This is a genomic window from Verrucomicrobiia bacterium (assembly GCA_035495615.1).
Taxonomy (GTDB): domain Bacteria; phylum Omnitrophota; class Omnitrophia; order Omnitrophales; family Aquincolibacteriaceae; genus DATJFP01.
Map to the genome: position 1 here is coordinate 1 of DATJFP010000064.1, position 19579 is coordinate 19579.

Here is a 19579-nt window from a genome sequence, read left to right on the forward strand (position 1 = left end):
AACTCCATCGCCGAAAAAAAAATCACGCGCGCCAATCATGCCACGCGCTACATCGACGCGCTGGTCCAGGCCCTGCGCAAGGATTACGAAAAAAACAGCCCGCTCTACGAAGAAAACATTTCCGAGGAAGAGATCCGCGCCAGGCTTCAGGAGGAGCTCGACAGTTTTATCTCCGCGTATTTTGACCGCGCGCGCCAGGCCGCGTTGCAAAAGACGCGCATTTTTCTGGACGGCGTGAAGCAGATGTGGATGGAAAAAAATGTTTCCCGGGAAGCGGTCCAGCGCGCGTTTGACCAGGCGCGGACGGCAACTCTTTCCACGCCGCTGGCTCTCATCCCCGAGAACGCGGCGCAGGCGCCGGTTCCGGCCACGGCTCCGCTCGCGCAAAGCGAGATCGAGGAAAAGGCGCGCGCGCTGCAAAAGTTACCCGTGGCGCGGACGGAACTCCTTGAAACGCTCGCGGCCTACGAAGTCATCCTGCGGACGCAGGAACAAATCTTTGCCGGACCCGTGGCCGAGCTCGTGCGAGGCGCCATTCAGAGCGTGCCTCGGACCGAAGACGCGATCGCCATTCTCGAGCTCGCACGTCAAGGTCTTGAAAAGGAAGCCGCAGGCCCCGCAGAAAAATCCGCGGCGGCGCAATCCCAAGCCGATGCATTTTCACCCGACATGGCCCAGGCCCAGCTGCTGGACGTGATCCGCGCAAGCCGCGAAGGAAATTCCGGGACGCTGGGGCAGGCGGTTTCCGAGCTGCTCGCCGAACAAAAAAGATGGCAGGAAGCGGCCGGGGAAGAAGGTTCTCTGGACCGCGCTTCAAACGTGGCAGTCATTTTCCGGGAAGTGGGAGACTCTCTTGCTTCGGGAAGGCTCCAGCTCTCATCGTCGCTTGCTTCGGATCTCGAAGCCCTGAGCCTGAGCTGCAGCGTTTGCGCCGTGGAACTGGCGCGGGCGCCGGATGCAAAGGCCCATCAGGCCGCGCGGGCCGTGGAAGAGGTCTTGGACAGGATTGACCGTTTCCGTTCGCCGGCGGAAACCGAAGCAGCCCTGGCCGCGCACACCCCGGACATTGGCCGCGCCGTGCGAGGCAATGAAGCCGCGTTCCGCAACGAAGACCCCATTCCGGTTTTATTCCGGCAAACCGTGTCGGCCGCCGCGGAGCTCGCCGGCCACAGGCGCGCGCAGGCCTTTCCGCTCGTCTCGACTGCGGACCCGTCGCTCGAAGAAGCCTCCGCGCTTGGCGATCTCAACTTTTCCGGGGCCGTGATCAGCGCGGAGCACGGCACGCTCATTCTCCACGCTGCGGCGCTCGGCAAGCTCGCAGGCGCGCAGGCCTTGGAACAGCTGGCGCGTGAGCTCGCGCCGGTTTTTGACGCGCTCGGCATCAACGCCCCGGAAAAGCAGCAGACGCTCGCGCGGATCGTGCGCGCGGAGCTGCGCCGGCTTCAATCCCTCGGCATGCCTCAAACCGACCTGCGCTTTCAAATCGTCCGCAACATGCGAAATCCCGCGGACTACGATTTTGACGCGGGCGCCGTGCGCTATCACGAAAGCCTTTTCACTTCGGATCTCAGCCCGGAAGCCGTGGCCGCGCTTCTGGATTTGTTTTCCGGCCATGAAATCGAGCATCACCGGCTGACGAGCCTCGGCGTGCCGGGCGGCGAGCAGGAATCGCAGGTAGTGCTGAACGATCTCAAACGTTTTGCGTCGATGCGCGCGGCAAGGCGCGTCCAGCTTTTGGACGCGCTGCGGCAATTCGGAAGCGCCGCCGGCTTTTTTGTGGAACAGGCGGGACGCGAAGCCCTGTATTTCAGCCTGCTGAAAGCCTCTCACGAAGCGATTCCCGCCAAAACGCCGGCGCTTACCCCGCAGGACCAAAGGCCGCCGCCCGCAGCCGCGGCTCCGGCCGTGGAGACTGCGCCCGTCTCGTTCGAAGGAACGCTGAACGAAAGATTCGGCGCGATGCTCAGACGCCTCGCGCAATTGGAACGTGAAAACCAAATCCTGTCGCGCGGCATTTTTGGACGATTGATCAACCGCCGCCAGCTGAGAGCCAATGACGCGGAAATCAAACGCCTGCGCGAAGGCGATTTCGACGCGGGCTTCAAAGGCCTCGCGGATCTCGCGGTCGAAGCCTACGAAACCCGCGACGCTGCGGCGCTGAAAGAATTTGTCGCCCGTGCCTTCGAGACCCCGGAAAGCCTGGAATCCGATGGCGCCGCGCTGCAGGCGCTCATGGCCGCGCTTGCGAACCAGAGCCTCGACGAAGCGGGCCGGCGCGAATTCAATGCGGACGTGCGCGCGCGCATTGCCGCGTTCCGCTCTTCCCAGCCGGAGGCCGCGCGAAAAGCGTCCGACGGCCTTTTCGGCCTCGAGGCGGCCATGCTCTTAAACGAAGGCCGATTTGCCGCGTGGTTCGAAGGCATCGCCCGCGGCACGAATCCCGCGCCCGATCCTTCGCCGCTGTGGGACGAAGTGCTCAAGGCCTACGGCCATTCGCTGCAGGCGTCCGAGATCCTGATCCTTCAGTCCCTGCTGTTCAATTATTACGTCTTTTACCGCGCGCTCGCGGAACAGGCCGAGGGTTACAACTCGCCGCTCCGTCAAAACGGGGACATGAGAACCGCCATCGGCATCCGCGACATCCAGAAGATCGGCGCCAAGGTCATGCTCTCGGGCCGCATCGCGCTGGCCGCGACGTCCGCCGGCAAAAACATCGTGGCTTTTTTGCGCGGCGGCATCGAAACGATCCGCGCGGAACAGTACGGCACGAGGACTGGACGCGCCCAGTCCGTGGGCGTGGTCATTGCCGCGGAAACCGGCGCCAAGGCCTTTGACTTCGTGCACGGCTCCGCGCCCATCCCGGTCAAAGGCCGCGACGGCCGTTATTTCAAGGACAAGAACGGGCAGAACCTCAAACTTTTCGTCCCCAACCAGTTTCTCGCCAAGCTGTTTGGCGCGCGCGGAGGGCTCGTCAGCCTGCAGGAAAGCATGGAGAACAACGACGAGAAAGGCACGGCCGAGGCGCTTCAAAATTCCAGCGCGATCAAAGTCATCGGTTACGACCAGATCGGATTTTCGGAAATCTCCCTGAATCCGACGAACCTGGACCTTTTCAAAGGCACGCTCGATTCCTGGGGCATCGAAGAAATCGACAAGTTCGGTTCGGAAAAAACGCAGTTCATCATGTCGGACACGGAAAACGCGAAGGTCAACGCGCCCGAATTCATCGCGGCGATCCGGAGGCTTTACGCGGACATGGGGCTTGCCTTTGACGCGGAAGGAAAAAGCGGCCGCGTGAAATTCGTGGAGACCGCGGAAGAGGCGGACGAGGCCTGGAACGAAGCGAACAAGGGTGAGCAGGAAAGGGTCATTGTCTGGGGCGGCAAGGATTCGCGCTCCCGCCGCGCCGCGCTTTCCACTCCTCTAAAAACGAAATTGATCCGCGAGGGCCATGACCCGCGCCACATCTACCAGGCCCTGCAGACCGCGCTTGTCCTGGAATTTGGGCGCGACTTCGACGGCACCCAGGGCGAGCTCACGCCGCTCGACAACGGTCAGCCGCAGAAAACAAATTTCAGCGGCAAGGTCACCAAAGTCTTTCTGTCGCTGATGGTGGGCGAGATCAAGCAGGCCAAGATCGCGGAGCTCGAAGAGGCCCTGAAAAAAATGCCGGAGGGAGAAGCGGCGCGCCTCGCGCGCAGGGAAATCCAGGCGCTCGAAAGCGGCAAGATCGACGAGACCAAGCTCGAAAATTCGCTCACGCAGTCCACGAACACGAAGTTCGGCGTGTTCAAGGCCGCGCGGCTTTTGTTCATGAAGCAGGCGGTCGCGGTTGAAGAAGCGGCGCTGCGCAAAGCCGGCCCGGAGTCGCCTGTCGTCGTGACGCTGCGGCCGCTGGCCGGGTCTGAAGCCGGAGTGCTGGACGTGGGCCTGTACAGCGACGGAAATTTTCTCTACGTCACGGGGCGGAACGGGACCGACAAGATCCCGCTCGCGGAAATTTCGAACGATCGGGACAATCCCACGAATCCCGCGAAAAACCGTTACGCCGCGGTCAGCCGCACTGTGGACAAGGACGGCGCCGCGGTCTATCACGTGCACAAGGACATCACGCTTTCCGGATCCACGGCCACATTCAATCCGGTGCTCTTGTACCAGCTCGGCCTCGAAACGGTCCTGAGCGACAGGTCCGGCATGAAGCGGGGCGATCAAAAGGACGCCAAGGGCAACGTGATTTCGCAGGGATGGCAGTTCCTCGAGACGCTGGCGGATCCGGCCAAGGCGCGGGAAATCGTGGAAGGCCATATCCGCGATTCGCACGAGGAAGGCATGAACGAACGCGCGCGGCCCGCGCGGAATACGAAATCCTTCACGCAGGCTGAAGACACGGCCGCGGTTCAGGCCTCAATCGCGCTGGGCTCGGTGGCCGCGCAGGACACGCAGGGGCGCCCGAAGACGCAGGTTTCCAGCCTGATCTTCCAGCCCAACCACGCGAAGTTCGAGCGCATCCGCAAGACGCTCATGGAAAACAGCGCGGGCGTTGCGTTCCAGGAAGTGCGCATCGGCCAGTTCGTGAACCGCGTGATCAGCCGGTTCGAAAAAATGGAAAAAGAATTGCGTGACATGAAAAAAGAAGCGGCCCGCACGCGTGACCCGGCGTTTCTTCCGCGCATCGAGGAACTCCAGGGCCAGCTCAAACTCAAGGAGCAGGCCGTACGCGAGGCGGTCGAGATCGAAAAGGCGTGGCTCGAAGGCAAGGACGTGGCTGCGCGCACGGTCGCAGGCCTTCAGAGCGAGCTGGAGACATTGCAAAACGGGAAGAGTTATCTTTATCTGATCGATTCCGGATCTTACAACGAACTCATTTCCACGGTGGCGCAGACGGCCAATTCCCGCGGCGCGCCCGCGGTTGTTCTCACCAGCAACATCACGGGCACACAGCAGGGCGTGGACTTCGAAGGCGAATGGACCGAGTCGGTCGATTCCGTGGAGCTGGGCAACCGCCAGCTCATGCAGATCGTGGGCCGCATCGTGCGCAACGAGGGCGCGCTCGGCCACCGTTACCTGGTCATGCAGGCCCACGACTATAAAAGGAAGCAGGACGAAATCATCGGCCCGAAAAATTCGCAGCGCCGCGCCGAATTGCGCCGGGCGCTCGTCCGGGTGGCCGCGGACATGGCCCGGCTTCTGGACCAGCAGGTGGATTCGGGCGACATCAACGCCACAAAATATTTCGACGAAACCGGCGACAACGAATTCCAGGACGCGATCGCGGTCCTCGACCGTCTGGACCGCGACGAGGATCTGAAGGAGCTGGATTGGCTGATGCTTCTCACCGCCTACAACTACATCCGCGACGACATCTCGGGCGCGGTTTCGCATTCCCTTGGCGAAAACCATCAGGGCCTGGGCCATCGCTTTTACCGCGGGCTCGTTCAGCGCGCCGAAGCCGCGGCCGTGCAAAAAGCCAAGGCCAAATACGAAAAGAAGATCGAGGAGCTGCTGGCGAAGGCCAAGGCGGAAAAAAAGCCGTTGATGCGCGCCAAGCTCGAGAACATGATCGCGGCCCTCAAAGACAAAATGGAAAAGGAAGTGGCGGGCGACGCGGAATTCACCGCCATCCGTGACGCGTATCACGATCTGCAGAATCGGGAGCAGGCGCTGAAGGACGTGCGCCTCGACGGCCCGCGCGCGGGCGAATTGACAGGCAGCGAAAAAATACGTCAGGACCAGCTTCGCGAATTGAATCTCCTGGAAGAATCGCTGCAGGGGCTTTACGCAAAACTGGGCGGCAGGATCGAGGACGTGATCGGCAGCGAGATTCCCGAAACGCTCAGCGGCAGTCCGGACGCCGCGGCGCTCGTCGTCGCGGAATATTTGCGCGACGTGAAGGAAGCGCGGCAAATCATCGAGACCGGCATCTCGCGCCGCGCCCGGAAGTTCGCGGACGCGGTCCAGGACGTTGCGCGGGAATTGGGAACGCCCGACCTCGCCGCGCCGGACGCGCTCGAGCAGATCGAAGCCGCGCTCGGCCGCGCGGCGGCCTCCCTCAAGCCGCAGGAAAGCGGCGCGCGGGAAGAGAATATCGCGCGCGCGGAAGCCGTGTATCTCGGCCTTGCGCGCCTTTTGCGGCCCGGAGCCGCGGCCCAAGAAGCCTTGCGCCGCGAAGCTTCCGGCGAGATTTTGGACGAGGCGCAGCAGGCTGAAAAGCAGGCCTGGCAGGATTTGCTGAAACGCGCGGGCGAGCATCCGGGAATCCAGCAGCAGCTTCGGAATCTCGACGAAGCCTGTCCCAACTGCGCCGCCTCTTTTACTCCGAACGTCCTGAAAGCCATGTCCGACCTGGGGCTGCGCGTAGAAGCCGCGGCCCAGCAAAAAGATCCCAGCCTTTTGACCGCGAACACGCACGCGGAAACCGCGGAATTCGCGCTGGGCCTCATGGACATGGTCATCGCCACGCAGGGAGAAGGCGGCGCGCAGGCGCAGGTCCTGCGCCGCGAATCCCGCTACGCCACGCCCGAGGCTTTGGTGGCTTCGATCGAGCAGGCGAATGCCGCGCCGGCAACTTTGCCCGAACCGGAAAAAGACCAGGAAGGTCCCGCGCCTTCGGACACGGGACACGGCGCCACGCAGGCGGGCGTGCTGGGTCTGTCCGCGCAAACGCCGGCCGAACCCTTTTTTCAGGAGGAAGAAGCGCCGGAAGACGAAATCTGTTTTGACAAGGACTGCCGCCGGCACGGCCTCGGCGGTTATATCATGCGCACCGACGGCCAGTGGCAGTGGACCAAAGAAGGCACGGCCTTGGCCAAAGCCCTGGAACAGCTGCGCGCGCTGGGCGCGGAAGAACGGGCCGCGCTTTCCCGTCAGCTTTCCGTGAGAATGCCCGCGGCGTGGGAAGACGACGCGTCTCTTTTGAACGCGGCGCTCGCGCTGCGCGAAGCGGGCCTTCTCGATTTTGTGAATTACGACAGGCTCGGCATCCTGGAGCTCCGCGACGCGGCGGTTATTTTCGAGGCCGCGGGCGCCGCGCCCCGCTCGCTGGACGCGAGGGTTTTGTATGCGATCTACGGCGACGGCCGTTCGGAACTGAGCGCGCGGAGCCGGCTCGCGGAAAAAGCGCTCGAACTCTTGAAAGCCCAGGGCCGCGAAGCCCCGGCCGCGTTAAGGCGCCATCTGGAAAAGCTCGCGGCGGGCCGTCCCGCGCTGCTGCGGGCGCAGGGCCAATTGAAACAGGCGGACCTCCGCGAAGCCTCAGCTACGGCCGCGGGACTTACCGGGGAAGCGGCCGAGCGTCAGGAAAAGGCTCTGAAAAAAGAACGCGACGCGGCGGAGAAAAAACAGGAACACGCGCTCCGCGATTTGCGCCAGGCAGGCCGGAGCGCGCCGCTCGAGAAAATTCTGGCGGACCGGCCGCCGCAGGGTGCGGACGCGGCGGCTCATCGCAGGACCGCGCTGCTTGCCGCGCTGGATCTGGCGGATGCGCCGCAGGACGACGAGCTTTACCGCCTGCATTTGAACCAGCTGCTTGGCCATTATGATGAAAAGCAGCTCGCGCGCCTGGGCCTGGAAGGCGCGGAGCTTCTGGCGAGGCTCGAGAAAAATATCGCGGCGCTTATCGCGCAAGGCGTTTCCGAAGCCGATGCGAGAAAACTTTATCTCGCGCGCGCCGAAGCGGGAAGGCCGGAACCGTTTTGGAAACGCGGCATCGAATGGGTTCTGGCGAAACTGGGGAACGACGGCGAGATATGGAAACAGCTGCTTGCCGAAGCCAATCATCTTTCGCAGCCCGGGCTTTCCCATCTCGTGGACCGCCAGCTCGCGGCGCTGATGCGCCAGCGGGAAAGCGGCTCGCCGGAATTCGAGAAAAACGCGCGGCTCTTGCGCGGGCGACTGGAAGCGCTGCGCGTGGCCGGCGAGTATGAAGCGGCCCGGCGCAACCGCGTCAATCACAGCCTCGCGGAAGTCGAGAACCGGAAAAAAGAAGCGGCCGCGCTGCGCCAGCCTTCGCCCTACCGGTACCCCACCCAGAAAAAAGAAGATGACGCCATCAACCGGCTTTTGAAGAGAGCGCGGGGACTCGGGCTCGCGGCGCATTTTTCCGGAGACGAAGCCGCGCCGCTCGGGAAGTTTGACGCGGGCAATCTCGATCACATCGCCGTGGTCCAGAAAAACCTTTATCTCGAGATCGCCTCCGCCGCGGGCATGGAAGGCGTGGAGCCCGGGCCCGGCCGGGAAGCGGCCGCCGCGCTGCGGGCGATGGATGCGCACCTGCATGCAGCCGCGGCCGGGGATTTGAAAGGCCTCAATCAATACGTGGAAAACCAGATCAAGCGCACGGGAAAAAGCCGCGAGCAGGTCGAGCGCGAATATCTTGACCGCTACGTCACGGCCGAAGAATTGTTTTCCCTCGAAGAAGCCCTGGACATTGCGCAGCGAGAAGGCCTGAGCCTGGACAAGCTCGCGCGCCTTCTCAAAATCTATGTGCCGCGGCTTGCCGTGATTCCGGATGCGGCTCTGGCTTTCTTCCTCGAGAGCCTCGGCGGCGATCCTGTTCTGCGGCGGACGGAATTGAAGCAGCTCGCGGAATCCGCCATGAAAGCTGCTTCCGTGCGGCAATTCGCTGCCTCAGCCCTGGATCTCGGCGCGGCACAGGACCTGGTCTCGGCCTTCCGTCGTTTCGGACTTTCAAATCTGGAAAAGATTCTGCTGGTGTCCCTGTCCGGGCTGGCTCCCACGGCGGAGTTGGCGCGCCAAGCCGGGCAGCTCGAGCTCCTTCTTCCTCTGACTCAGGCTTACGGCGTGACGGGCCTGGAACGCACGGAAGAAGCGCTTTCTTTTCTTGCGGGAAAATCCGCGCTCGATTTTGGCCAGGCCACGGGCCTTGCCTTCGAAGGCATGAATTTCGCGGCACCGCTCGGACGGCCGGAGATCGAACGGCTTTACACGCAGGCGCTCAAATCCGAGATGCGGCTGACGGGAATCGATTTCGATGCTTTGGCGCCGGAATCCTTCGCTCAAATCCGCGCCGCCGCGGTCACGGAAAAAACGCGTCGTCTGACCGAAGGCCTGGCGCTCGTGTCGGTGCACCGCGCGCAGGAGCATCTGGACGAAGACAACGGCGTGCGCACCAGCTTCAAAGGCCTGGCCTGGCGGAGCCTAGGACGCGCCGCCCAGCTCAGCGGTTCCGCGGCCACGCGCGGCCTGAAACTCCAGGCGCATTACCGCGTGAACGACCGCCGCGACCGCGCGCCCTTGCGCGGGGTGACGCTGCCCGGGCTGCTCCAGCGCCTCCAAGCCAGCGCGGGATCTTCCGCGCTCTGGTACCAGGACAAAGTCCGGCGGCTTTCCGGGTCCGAAGGGCGGCAGATCGAATTTGCCCGCAAGTTGAACGATGGCACGAACGCGGAGCGCAAAGCCGCCAAGCTTTACGCCGTGGAAGGCTGGAACATCTATCAGCGCAAGGCCGGATCCGCGGAGATCGACGCGGCCGAGCTCGGAGACGTGCGCGCCGAAGTCCTGCCCGCGAGCCGCGACCCTTATCTCGGGCGCCTGGTGCGGGAATTCGGATTTCCGGACATCCCGCTGCTCACGTTCGTTCTGGACCAGAAAAGCGTCGACTACCTGCGCCGCATCGGATTTTTCAGCGAGACCGGCCAGGCCAATGCCACGCGCCCGGAAGAAACGCCCGCGGACGCGGCCGCGCAGCCGTTCGGCGTGGAAGGCGAAAACGGGCGGCATCTTTTCGCGGACACGGGCTACTTCATCCGGCAGCAGGGATATAAGGAAGAGGCGATCGAACACGAGACCACGCACTTGCTCGACCTCGGGCAAATCCTGCGCGCGGGCGAGGGCCTGCCCAAGCGCATGCGCGACCTGCATAAAGTCCTGCTCGAAGAGAACGAAGCCTACCTCGTCCAGGTGCTGCTCAACAAAGTCCAGCAGAACGGGCGGCTTTACGACCACGACAGCACGGAGAACGGCCCGTTGTTTTCGTACGCCATGGATATTTTCCGCAAGTGGGAAAACGACATCAAGGCGGACGTCTGGAGAAAACTCTACGTGCAGGCCGCGTTCCAAACCCAGGATCTTTCACCCGAACAGGAAGAGCAGGCGGACAAGGCGGCCGCGGAATATTTGAAGCGGCTGAAAAATCCGGACCTCGCGCCGCCCGCGGGACGCGGGCCGGATTTAAAAGAGCTGGACCGACGCGCTGAAAAAGAAGCGCGGCCTCAAATCGAAGCCGCGGGCATCGAGGCCCTGAAGGAAAAGACGCTGCTGCAGATGCGGCAGATGCGCAACGCCATGCGCGTCCTGTCGCGCGCGCTCACGCCGGCGCAGGTGCTTTTCGTGGCGCGCATGGCCAAACGTATCGAAGACCTCACGGATTATCTCGGGCTCGAAGAAGACGATCTGCGGGCGCTGGGACAAAGTCTCGAACCGGTACGCCTTCAGTTTCAGGCGGACGTGGGCATTCCGGCGGCAGGGAAAACCTCGCGTTACGACGCCTTCGAAGAGGAGACGCGGAGTTACGTCCGGCAGCTGGAGCGCGATCCCCGGCATGATGCGGACGGCCGCGAGCTCCACGGTTTTGTGCAGCGGCTCGAACAAATCGCGCCCGGCGCTTCGCCGCTCGAAGTTGCTTACAAGAAACGTTCGTTCCAGCCGGTTTTCGACAAGATTATCGAAGCCGCTTTGAAACCCGCGCCGCCGTCGACAGGCGCGGGCAAGCCGCCGGTCCCGGAAGAAGAAGAGTTCGAGCGGCGCCTCGATCTCGTGGCCCGTTACCTCAAGACCGCGGACCGCGAAGTCGCCATTCTCGCCATGATCGCGCTTTTCGAAGCCGGGCGGGAAAATCCGCGCGTGCATGAGTACAACTTGAAACATCTGGGCCTGGCGGAAAAAGCGAAACTCGGCGACGTGCTGGCCGACAGCCTGAAGCTGCACGAAGCCTTGAGCGGCCTTCTGGGCGAGGCCTTGCAGGACCGCCGTTACCTTCGCGAAGCCATCCGGCGCCTTCCGGACGAAGGCCAGCAGCGCCTCGGGCAAATCCTCACGGAAGCGCAGGGTTCGAAAGCGCTGCACACGCTGTTGGGACCGAACGGGCGCTATGTGGTCGAGCTGGAGCAAAAGCCCACGGCGGAAGAATTACAGCAGATGGAAAAATTGCCGTACGAATTCAACCTCACGGTTTTCGCGGACCGGGCGACCGGTCTTCCGCGCTACATGGTCACGATCGGTGTTTACAACCAGCATGTGGAAACTTACGGCCGAGACAATTTGGATAGTTTCTATCACATTCATCCCACGCGCGAGTTGTCGCCGGAGGAGCAGGCTTATTTGAAAAACAAGCTTCGTGACCCCGGGGCCTTGAAGCGGGAAATCGAGCGCGGAGGCTTCAGCGTGATTCCTTCAGGCCTGGTGGGCGACCGCGTGCGCGACTATGACGGCGCGTACCAGCTCAAACCCGGCGGCTACGGCCACATTGCGACCGGGCTGGGCGTCACGCGTTACCAGCTCATCGCCCGCGAAGATCCGCGTTATCAGACACGCGACGCCTTGCGAGGCAGCCTGAAACAAATCGCGTGGGAGGGTCATTGGGCCGCGCGCGACGGCAAGGCGTTCACCGCGATCGCCGAAGAAGGCGGCGTCATCCTGCTCATCGAATTCCAGCCCCGCGGCGGAAATGCCGCGCAGTTCATCCGTTTTACGCCAGACGCGGTACCCGCGGTCAGGCCCGCGGTTCCGCCCGCGCCGGAAACGCGCAACGAGCTGCGCGAAGCGCCGGAAAATTACCACAAGAGAACGGTATTTGCCGACGACGCCGCGCAGCTCGCGGCGCGTGAAGTCGGAAGCGCTGTCGCGGACGCTTTTCTCGGAGACCTCGGCCTTGCCCCGCGCAAGCCCGCGCCGGAAGCCGCGAAGCTGGCGGATTCGCTGAACGTCCTTTACGAAAGAGGCATTGATGCGGAAGAGGCCGCGGATGCCCTGCGCTCGGTGATCTTGGACCAGGTCGAGGCCGCGCTCGCGGCGCGGCGCCAGGCGTTTCACGACGAAGGTGTTTCCGCCCAGATCCTGGAAACCGCGGTCAATCTGATCCAAGGCAGGGATTTGCATTTGCTCTCCAGCGGGGAAGTGCGTGAGGCGTTTCTCGAAGCTGCGCGGCTTATTTCCGACATGCCTACCGCGGGCTACAAAGTCAGCGAATGGGCGCAGAGCATTCGCCATCTCATCCTGCTCACGCCGAAATCCGCGGGGGCGACGGGCCAGGAAGGCCTGACCGACGAAAAAGTCCGTGCGGCGCGTGCGCTTGCGGACAGCATCAAAAACATTTCCGGCCGCGCGATCGTGGAATACCGTCTTTCGCGCAGGCTGCAGGACGCGCGCGACCGCTGGGCGCTTGCCGCGGAGCTTCTGGAATCCGTGCGCAATGCCGTGGCGCTCAATCCTAACCTGCAGGTGCGGCTTGTCGCTTCTTCGCGCACCGAGGAACGCAGGCTGCGCCGCGCGCTCGGGCGCATCACCCGCAAATACCATCAGGAGCTGGTCTCGGCCGGCCGTATCGTGATTGTGAATGCCTCAGCACTGCCGCAGTTCGACACCGCGCCGAATCTGGTCATTGCCGACGATGCCGGCACTTTGCCGCAGGTTTCCGGGCGCCGGGGTTTTGATTCGCTGAACTATGCGGACGGAAACCTCGTCTATTACGCGGGCGCGGAAAAAGTCACGCCCTCAGAAATTTTTCTCGCGGCCGCGGCCTCGCTTTCGAAAGACACACTGCAAGCTCTTGTCGCCTACGACAACGGCCTCGTGCGCGTGCGTTCCCAAGGCGCGCTCAGTCCTTTCGCGGTCGTGGCGCAAATCATGGAACAGGAAGTTCGCGAAAAACTTGCGGTGCAATCCGCCGCTTAATCCTTCGCTTTTCACCTCAAACTGCCGATGCCTTCTCTTATGAAAGAGCCTGAACCGAAACTAAAACCCAAATGGCGGGTCGTCAATCAAAGGACGGCGGAAGTCATCCTGCCTTTTCTCGAGATCGCGGACCATTTTTGGACCCGCTTCAAAGGCCTTCAGGGGAGAGCGGATCTCGAGCCCGGCCACGGCCTTTTGCTGGTGCCCTGTTCTTCCGTGCATACCTTTATGATGCGCTTTCCGATCGACCTGATCCTGCTCGACAGGACCGGCAAGGTCCTGGGCGTGAAATCCACAGTCCGTCCCTGGCGCATGGTAGCCCCGGTTTCTCAAACCTATGCCATAATTGAAGTTAAAGGGGGAAGCGCGCTTGCGGTGTCCCCCGGGGACTTGCTTCGCCTCGAAAGAGTCCAGGGACAGGAGCTTCCCGCCTCCCTGGGTTTTTTATTAAAACCTTAAACCCCCCGCAAGGCCTGTGGTATAATCCAATCCTTCTTTATCCGTATTGATGCCAATGCTTTGGAAGAATCTTCCTGCGGTAAATCCCGTTGAGGAATCAGGAGCTGCAATGCCGGTAATGCCTATTCAGAGTTCCATCGGAAAAAAAGCGGTCATGGCCTTGTCGGGACTGGTCCTGTTTGGGTTTATCGTGGCTCATTTGCTGGGGAACCTTAGTATTTATGCCGGGCCGGACGGGATCAACGCTTATGCGGTTCACCTCCGCGAACTGGGGCCGCTCCTCTGGATCGCGCGCCTGGTTCTGATCACCGCGCTCCTCCTTCATGTCGGCACCGCGATTTGCCTGACCCGGGAGAACCGCGCGGCACGTCCCGTGCCTTACGTTTATAAGAGCAGCATCCAGGCGACTTACGCGGCGCGAACCATGATGGTCTCGGGGCTCATCGTTCTGGCCTTTGTGATTTACCATCTGCTGCATTTCACATTCGGCGTCACGCACCCGCAGCTGGCGCATCTGGAAGACGCCAAGGGGCGTCATGACGTTTACACCATGGTCGTCAAAAGTTTCCAGAATCCGGTCGTGGCGCTCTCGTACGTCGTGGCGCAGGTTCTTCTGGCCATGCACCTGAGCCACGGGATTTACAGCCTGTTCCAGTCGCTCGGGCTTCGCCATGAAAAATGTTTTCCCATGCTGAAGAAAGCGGCGTTTGCCGTGGCCTGGACGATTTTCGCGGGCTACATCTCGATTCCGCTGAGCGCTCTCTTCGGTATCCTGAAAGCCGGAGGCGCGGTATGACGCTCGACGGCAGAGTTCCCGAGGGACCGCTTCACGAAAAATGGGATCGGCACAAGATGGCCATGAAGCTGGTCAATCCGGCCAACAAGCGCAAGTACAAGGTGCTGGTCGTGGGCACGGGCCTCGCCGGCGCTTCCGCCGCGGCCTCGATGGCCGAACTCGGCTATCAGGTCGAGAGCTTCTGCTTCCAGGACAGTCCGCGGCGCGCGCACAGCATCGCGGCGCAGGGCGGCATCAACGCGGCGAAGAATTATCCTAACGACGGCGATTCGATCGAGCGCCTTTTCTACGATACAGTGAAGGGCGGCGACTTCCGCTCGCGCGAAGCCAACGTTTACCGCCTCGCGCAGGTGAGCGTGAACATCATCGACCAATGCGTGGCCCAGGGCGTTCCGTTTGCCCGCGAGTACAGCGGCTACCTGACCAACCGTTCGTTCGGCGGCGCGCAGGTTTCCCGCACGTTTTACGCGCGCGGCCAGACAGGCCAGCAGCTCCTTCTCGGCGCTTACCAGGCGCTCGAGCGCCAGATCGGCCTCGGTAAAGTAAAGATGCATCCGCGCACGGAAATGCTCGACCTTGTCGTCGTGGACGGCCATGCGAAAGGCATCGTGACGCGCTGCCTGATCACAGGCAAAATCGAAAGCTGGGCCGGCGATGCGGTCGTGCTTGCGACCGGCGGCTATGGCAATGTGTTTTACCTTTCGACGAACGCCAAGGGCTGCAACGTGACCGCGATCCACCGCGCATACAAAAAGGGCGCTTTCATGGCGAACCCCTGCTACACGCAGATCCACCCGACCTGCATTCCGGTGAGCGGCGACTATCAGTCGAAACTCACGCTGATGTCGGAATCGCTGCGCAACGACGGCCGCGTGTGGGTGCCGAAGAAAAAAGGCGATAACCGTCCGCCGCACCAGATTCCGGAAGACGAGCGCGATTATTTTCTGGAGCGCAAGTATCCCAGCTTCGGCAATCTCGCGCCGCGCGACATTTCTTCGCGCAGCTGCAAGGAAGCCTGCGACGACGGCCGCGGCGTGGGCCCGGGCGGCCAGGGCGTGTACCTTGATTTCGCGGATGCCATCAAGCGGCTCGGCATGCCGGTGATTAAGGAACGTTACGGCAACTTGCTGCACATGTACGAGAAGATCACGGGCGAGAATCCGTACGAGCGCCCGATGCGCATTTATCCCGCGATCCATTACACGATGGGCGGGCTCTGGGTCGATTACAACCTGATGAGCAACCTGCCGGGCCTTTTCGTGGTGGGCGAAGCGAATTTTTCCGATCACGGCGCGAACCGCTTGGGTGCTTCGGCGCTGATGCAGGGCCTGGCCGACGGCTATTTTGTGCTGCCTTACACGATCGCGGATTATCTGGCGCGCGTGAAGCCGGGTTCGGCGAAGGTGGATCAGGCGGAATTCAAAAAAGCCGCGGACGGCGCCGCCGAGCTGACGAAAAAACTATTGTCCATCAACGGCAAGCGCACGGTCGACGAAATCCACCGCGAGCTGGGCAAACTGCTCTGGGACAAATGCGGCATGGCGCGCACCGAAGCCAGCCTGAAAGAGGCGCTTCAGATCATCCCGAAAATCCGCGAAGAGTTCTGGAAAAACGTGAAGGTGACCGGCAAAGGCGAAGAGCTCAACCAGTCTCTCGAAAAGGCGGGCCGCGTCGCCGACTTCCTGGAGTTTGCCGAACTGCTCTGTCTCGATGCGCTGACGCGCAACGAATCCTGCGGCGGGCATTTCCGCGTGGAATACCAGACCGAAGAGGGCGAAGCCAAGCGCGACGACGCGAATTACTGCCATGTCTCCGCGTGGGAATTCAAAGGTGTGGACCAGAAGCCGGTCCTGCACAAAGAGAAGCTGGAATACGAGCACATCCACCTGGCTCAAAGGAGTTATAAATAATGAACCTCAAGCTGCATGTGTGGCGCCAGGCCGGCCGCGACGACAAGGGCAAGATGGTCACGTACGAGCTGAAAGACATCAACGACCACATGTCTTTTCTCGAGATGCTCGACATCCTGAACGAGCAGCTCACGAAAAAAGGCGAAGACCCGGTGGCATTCGACCACGACTGCCGCGAAGGCATCTGCGGCATGTGCTCGCTCACGATCGACGGCGTCCCGCACGGTCCCGAGCGCGGCACCACGGTTTGCCAGCTCCACATGAGACATTTCAAGGATGGCGACGAGATCACGATCGAGCCGTGGCGCGCGGCCGCATTTCCGGTCGTAAAGGACCTGGTCGTGGACCGCAGCCCGTTCGACCGCATCATCCAGGCCGGCGGCTTCGTTTCCGCGAACACGGGCGGCACGCCGGACGCGAACGCCATGCTGGTTCCAAAAAAAGATTCCGACGAAGCCATGGATGCGGCCCAGTGCATCGGCTGCGGCGCCTGCGTGGCGGCCTGCCCGAATGCGTCGGCCATGCTGTTTGTCGCGGCCAAGGTCTCGCATCTGGGGCTCCTGCCGCAGGGCCAGCCCGAGCGCGCGGACCGCGCCAAAAAAATGGTCGAGAAGATGGACGAGGAAGGCTTCGGCAACTGCACGAACTTTTTCGAATGCCAGGCCGCTTGCCCGAAGGAAATCAGCGTGAAGTTCATCGCGCGCATGAACCGGGATTATCTCAAGGCGTCCGCCCAGTCATGAAGATCTGCTGTCTCGATCTGGAAGGCGTGCTCGTTCCGGAAATCTGGATCCGCGTGGCGGAGAAGACCCGGATCAAGGAACTGCGCATCACGACGCGCGACTGGCCGGATTACGACAAGCTGATGAAGTACCGGATCGGCATCCTGAAGGAGCGGGGCATCCGGCTGAAAGACATCCAGAAGGTGATCGCGGGCATCGGCCCTTTGCCCGGCGCCAAGAAGTTCCTGGACGCCCTGCGCGCCCAGCGGGAAGTGATCATCCTGTCGGACACGTTTTACGAATTCGCGGCGCCGCTCATGCGGCAGCTCGATATGCCGACGCTCTTTTGCAATTATCTGTCGGTGGACAAGAAAGGCTTTATCAAGGATTACCACCTGCGCATCCGCAACGGCAAGGAAAAGGCCGTGAAGGCGCTCAGGAAGCTCAATTTTTACATCAAGGCGGCAGGGGACTCGTACAACGATCTGACGATGCTCCGCGCCGCGAACCAGGGGATTTTGTTTAACCCGCCGGAATCCATCCGGAAAGAATGCCCGCAGTTCCGCGTGGCGACAAAGCACGCGGAACTTTTGAAGCTGTTGCTGGCTTAGTTTTCCCGGGGACATGTCTTTAGACGTGTTCCCGGTACCGATATCAAAATCTGCAAAGGAGGTCCGTCATGGCAAAAGAAGGAGCGCGCAGTAACGTGCATCTCAAGAGCCCGGAAAGCGGTTTCATGTACACCGTTTCGAAGAACAAACGGAACAATCCGGAACGCCTTGAGCTCCGCAAGTACGACCCGATCGTGCGCAAGCACGTCGTGTTCAAAGAAAAGAAGTAATTCACGCCGGCATGGACGGGGACAGGACTTTAGTCCTGTCCCCAAAGGTGTGAATGCATGAGGCCCGTTGAAAGCATGGCAGCCTTTGCCGGCAAAACGGCCTTTCCTGCTAAGCGAAGGAGCATTATGATCGACCCCGATTTCCTGAAAATCCTGGCCTGCCCCGAAACCAAGCAGCCCCTCAGCCTGGCCGACGACGCGACCGTCGCCGCGCTCAATGCGAAGATCCAGTCCGGCGCGCTCCAGAACCGCGCGGGGCAGAACGTTTCCGAAAAAGTCGACGCCGCCCTCGTCCGCGAAGACCGCAAATACCTGTATCCTGTGCGGGAAGACATCCCGATCATGCTGATCGACGAGGCCATCTCCCTCGACCTGCTGCGCTGAGCGCCGCGGTAAATTCTCAAAAAAGCCATCTCTCGCATTGACGCGGCCTGGTAATTTTGAGAAAATCCGTTCGCCTGACCGACTTTCCTGGCCTTATACATCCGGGGTTTTCCCCGATATCCAAGCACATCACTCGCCCGGCATCCGGGTCTTATATCGTTATCCGATCAGGAGGAACCATGAAAACAGGTGCAACCGTGGAAGCCGCAAAAGAAGCCACCATTAAAAATTTCATTAAGACCCATTTCAAGCATTTCAACGCGGCCGTCGTCGTCGACGCGGCGGAAGCTTACGTCAATCACTTGAACGCGGGCAACAAGATGATGGTCACGCTCGCCGGCGCCATGAGCACGGCCGAACTCGGCAAGACGCTTGCCGAGATGATCCGCCAGGATAAGGTCCACGCGATCACCTGCACCGGCGCCAATCTCGAGGAAGACATCTTCAACCTTGTCGCCCACTCGAAATACGAACGCGTCCCGCATTACCGCCACCTGAGTTCGCAGGAAGAGCAGGAGCTCCACGACCGCGGTATGAACCGCGTCACGGACACCTGCATTCCCGAAGAAGAGGCGATGCGCAAGATCGAAGGCGCCGTTCTCAAGTACTGGCAGAAGGCGGAACGGGAAGGCAAACGTTATTTCCCGTACGAATTCATGTACCAGATCCTTCTCTCGGGCGAACTCAAGAACGATTATGAGATCGACCCGAAAGATTCCTGGATGCTCGCGGCCGCGGAGAAAAATCTTCCGATCTGGACGCCGGGCTGGGAAGACGCGACGCTGGGCAACATGTTCGTATCGCAGGTCCGCAAGGGCGCCCTCAAGAGCCTGGGCGTCGTGAAAACGGGCCTTGAAGCCATGGACAAGCTGATCGACTGGTATCTCGCGAACACCGCGACGCAGTCGATCGGCTTCTTCCAGATCGGCGGCGGCATTGCCGGCGATTTCCCGATCTGCGTCGTGCCTCTCATCCAGCAGGACCTCGAGACCAAGGCGCGCCTTTGGGGTTATTTCTGCCAGATCTCCGACAGCACGACGTCGTATGGCTCCTACAGCGGCGCCGTCCCGAACGAAAAGATCACGTGGGGCAAGCTCGACAGCACCACGCCGCGTTTTGTCATCGAGTCGGACGCGTCCATCGTCGCGCCGCTCATGTTCGCGTACGTTCTGGAAATGTAAGAAGCGTTACCCAACAGGTATGAAAATAAAAACGGCTTCCTCAAAAGGGAAGCCGTTTTTGTTTGGGGGAGACGTCAAAGGCTCGCACGTTTACCATGGGCCTCATGCATCGGCGTCTAGGGGACAGGTCTAAAGACCCGTCCCCGTGCATACTAGAGCTTTTTGGCCATGGCCTCGGCAAAGTAAGTGAAGATGATGTCCGCGCCCGCGCGCTTGATCGACAGCAGCGTTTCTTCCATGGCTTTTTCTCCGTCCGCCCAGCCTTTTTCCGCCGCGGCCTTGATCATGGCGTATTCGCCGCTCACCTGATACGCCGCGACCGGGACCTTCGCCGTCTCTTTCACCTTCGCGATCACGTCCAGGTAGGCAAGGGCAGG

At 61.5% G+C, this 19579-nt stretch carries 10 protein-coding genes; 9 read left to right on the forward strand and 1 reads right to left on the reverse strand.

Going from position 1 to position 19579, the window contains the following annotated elements:
- From VL688_07800 to VL688_07840, 9 genes are all read left to right on the forward strand, one after another.
- Nucleotides 1–12909, forward strand: a 12909-nt coding sequence (locus VL688_07800) for a hypothetical protein (protein HTL47951.1), incomplete at its 5' end; no start/stop codon positions are given.
- Between the two features lie 39 nt (nt 12910–12948).
- The gene (locus tag VL688_07805; GenBank protein HTL47952.1) at nt 12949–13368 is read left to right on the forward strand and encodes a DUF192 domain-containing protein; all 420 of its coding nucleotides are present in this window, start codon (nt 12949–12951) and stop codon (nt 13366–13368) included.
- Between the two features lie 109 nt (nt 13369–13477).
- Nucleotides 13478–14164, forward strand: a complete 687-nt coding sequence (locus tag VL688_07810; GenBank protein HTL47953.1) for a succinate dehydrogenase cytochrome b subunit — start codon at nt 13478–13480, stop codon at nt 14162–14164.
- The gene (locus tag VL688_07815; GenBank protein HTL47954.1) at nt 14161–16074 is read left to right on the forward strand and encodes a fumarate reductase/succinate dehydrogenase flavoprotein subunit; all 1914 of its coding nucleotides are present in this window, start codon (nt 14161–14163) and stop codon (nt 16072–16074) included. Before VL688_07810 ends, VL688_07815 begins: the two co-directional genes overlap by 4 nt.
- Nucleotides 16074–16817, forward strand: coding sequence for a succinate dehydrogenase/fumarate reductase iron-sulfur subunit (locus VL688_07820; protein ID HTL47955.1), 744 nt, complete (start codon nt 16074–16076; stop codon nt 16815–16817). Before VL688_07815 ends, VL688_07820 begins: the two co-directional genes overlap by 1 nt.
- Nucleotides 16814–17407 (forward strand): bifunctional phosphoserine phosphatase/homoserine phosphotransferase ThrH, encoded by a 594-nt coding sequence (gene thrH / locus VL688_07825; protein ID HTL47956.1) that lies wholly within the window; start codon nt 16814–16816, stop codon nt 17405–17407. Before VL688_07820 ends, thrH begins: the two co-directional genes overlap by 4 nt.
- A 68-nt stretch (nt 17408–17475) precedes the next feature.
- A complete protein-coding gene (gene rpmG / locus VL688_07830) occupies nt 17476–17637 on the forward strand; it encodes a 50S ribosomal protein L33 (protein HTL47957.1) in 162 nt (53 codons plus the stop codon).
- 126 nt (nt 17638–17763) lie between these two features.
- The gene (locus tag VL688_07835; protein HTL47958.1) at nt 17764–18021 is read left to right on the forward strand and encodes a Trm112 family protein; all 258 of its coding nucleotides are present in this window, start codon (nt 17764–17766) and stop codon (nt 18019–18021) included.
- 179 nt (nt 18022–18200) lie between these two features.
- Entirely contained in the window at nt 18201–19202 is a 1002-nt protein-coding gene (locus VL688_07840; GenBank protein ID HTL47959.1) for a deoxyhypusine synthase family protein, read from the forward strand.
- Between the two features lie 152 nt (nt 19203–19354).
- Here VL688_07840 and VL688_07845 read toward each other — a convergent pair.
- Nucleotides 19355–19579, reverse strand: a 225-nt coding sequence (locus tag VL688_07845; protein HTL47960.1) for a porphobilinogen synthase, incomplete at its 5' end; no start/stop codon positions are given.

Excerpts from the sequence above, each read along its gene's own strand:
- VL688_07815 (HTL47954.1), top strand. The coding sequence starts at position 14,161 with ATGACGCTCGACGGCAGAGTTCCCGAGGGACCGCTTCACGAAAAATGG.
- VL688_07805 (HTL47952.1), top strand. The coding sequence starts at position 12,949 with ATGAAAGAGCCTGAACCGAAACTAAAACCCAAATGGCGGGTCGTCAAT.
- thrH (HTL47956.1), top strand. The coding sequence starts at position 16,814 with ATGAAGATCTGCTGTCTCGATCTGGAAGGCGTGCTCGTTCCGGAAATC.
- VL688_07835 (HTL47958.1), top strand. The coding sequence starts at position 17,764 with ATGATCGACCCCGATTTCCTGAAAATCCTGGCCTGCCCCGAAACCAAG.
- VL688_07840 (HTL47959.1), top strand. The coding sequence starts at position 18,201 with ATGAAAACAGGTGCAACCGTGGAAGCCGCAAAAGAAGCCACCATTAAA.
- rpmG (HTL47957.1), top strand. The coding sequence starts at position 17,476 with ATGGCAAAAGAAGGAGCGCGCAGTAACGTGCATCTCAAGAGCCCGGAA.
- VL688_07820 (HTL47955.1), top strand. The coding sequence starts at position 16,074 with ATGAACCTCAAGCTGCATGTGTGGCGCCAGGCCGGCCGCGACGACAAG.
- VL688_07810 (HTL47953.1), top strand. The coding sequence starts at position 13,478 with ATGCCGGTAATGCCTATTCAGAGTTCCATCGGAAAAAAAGCGGTCATG.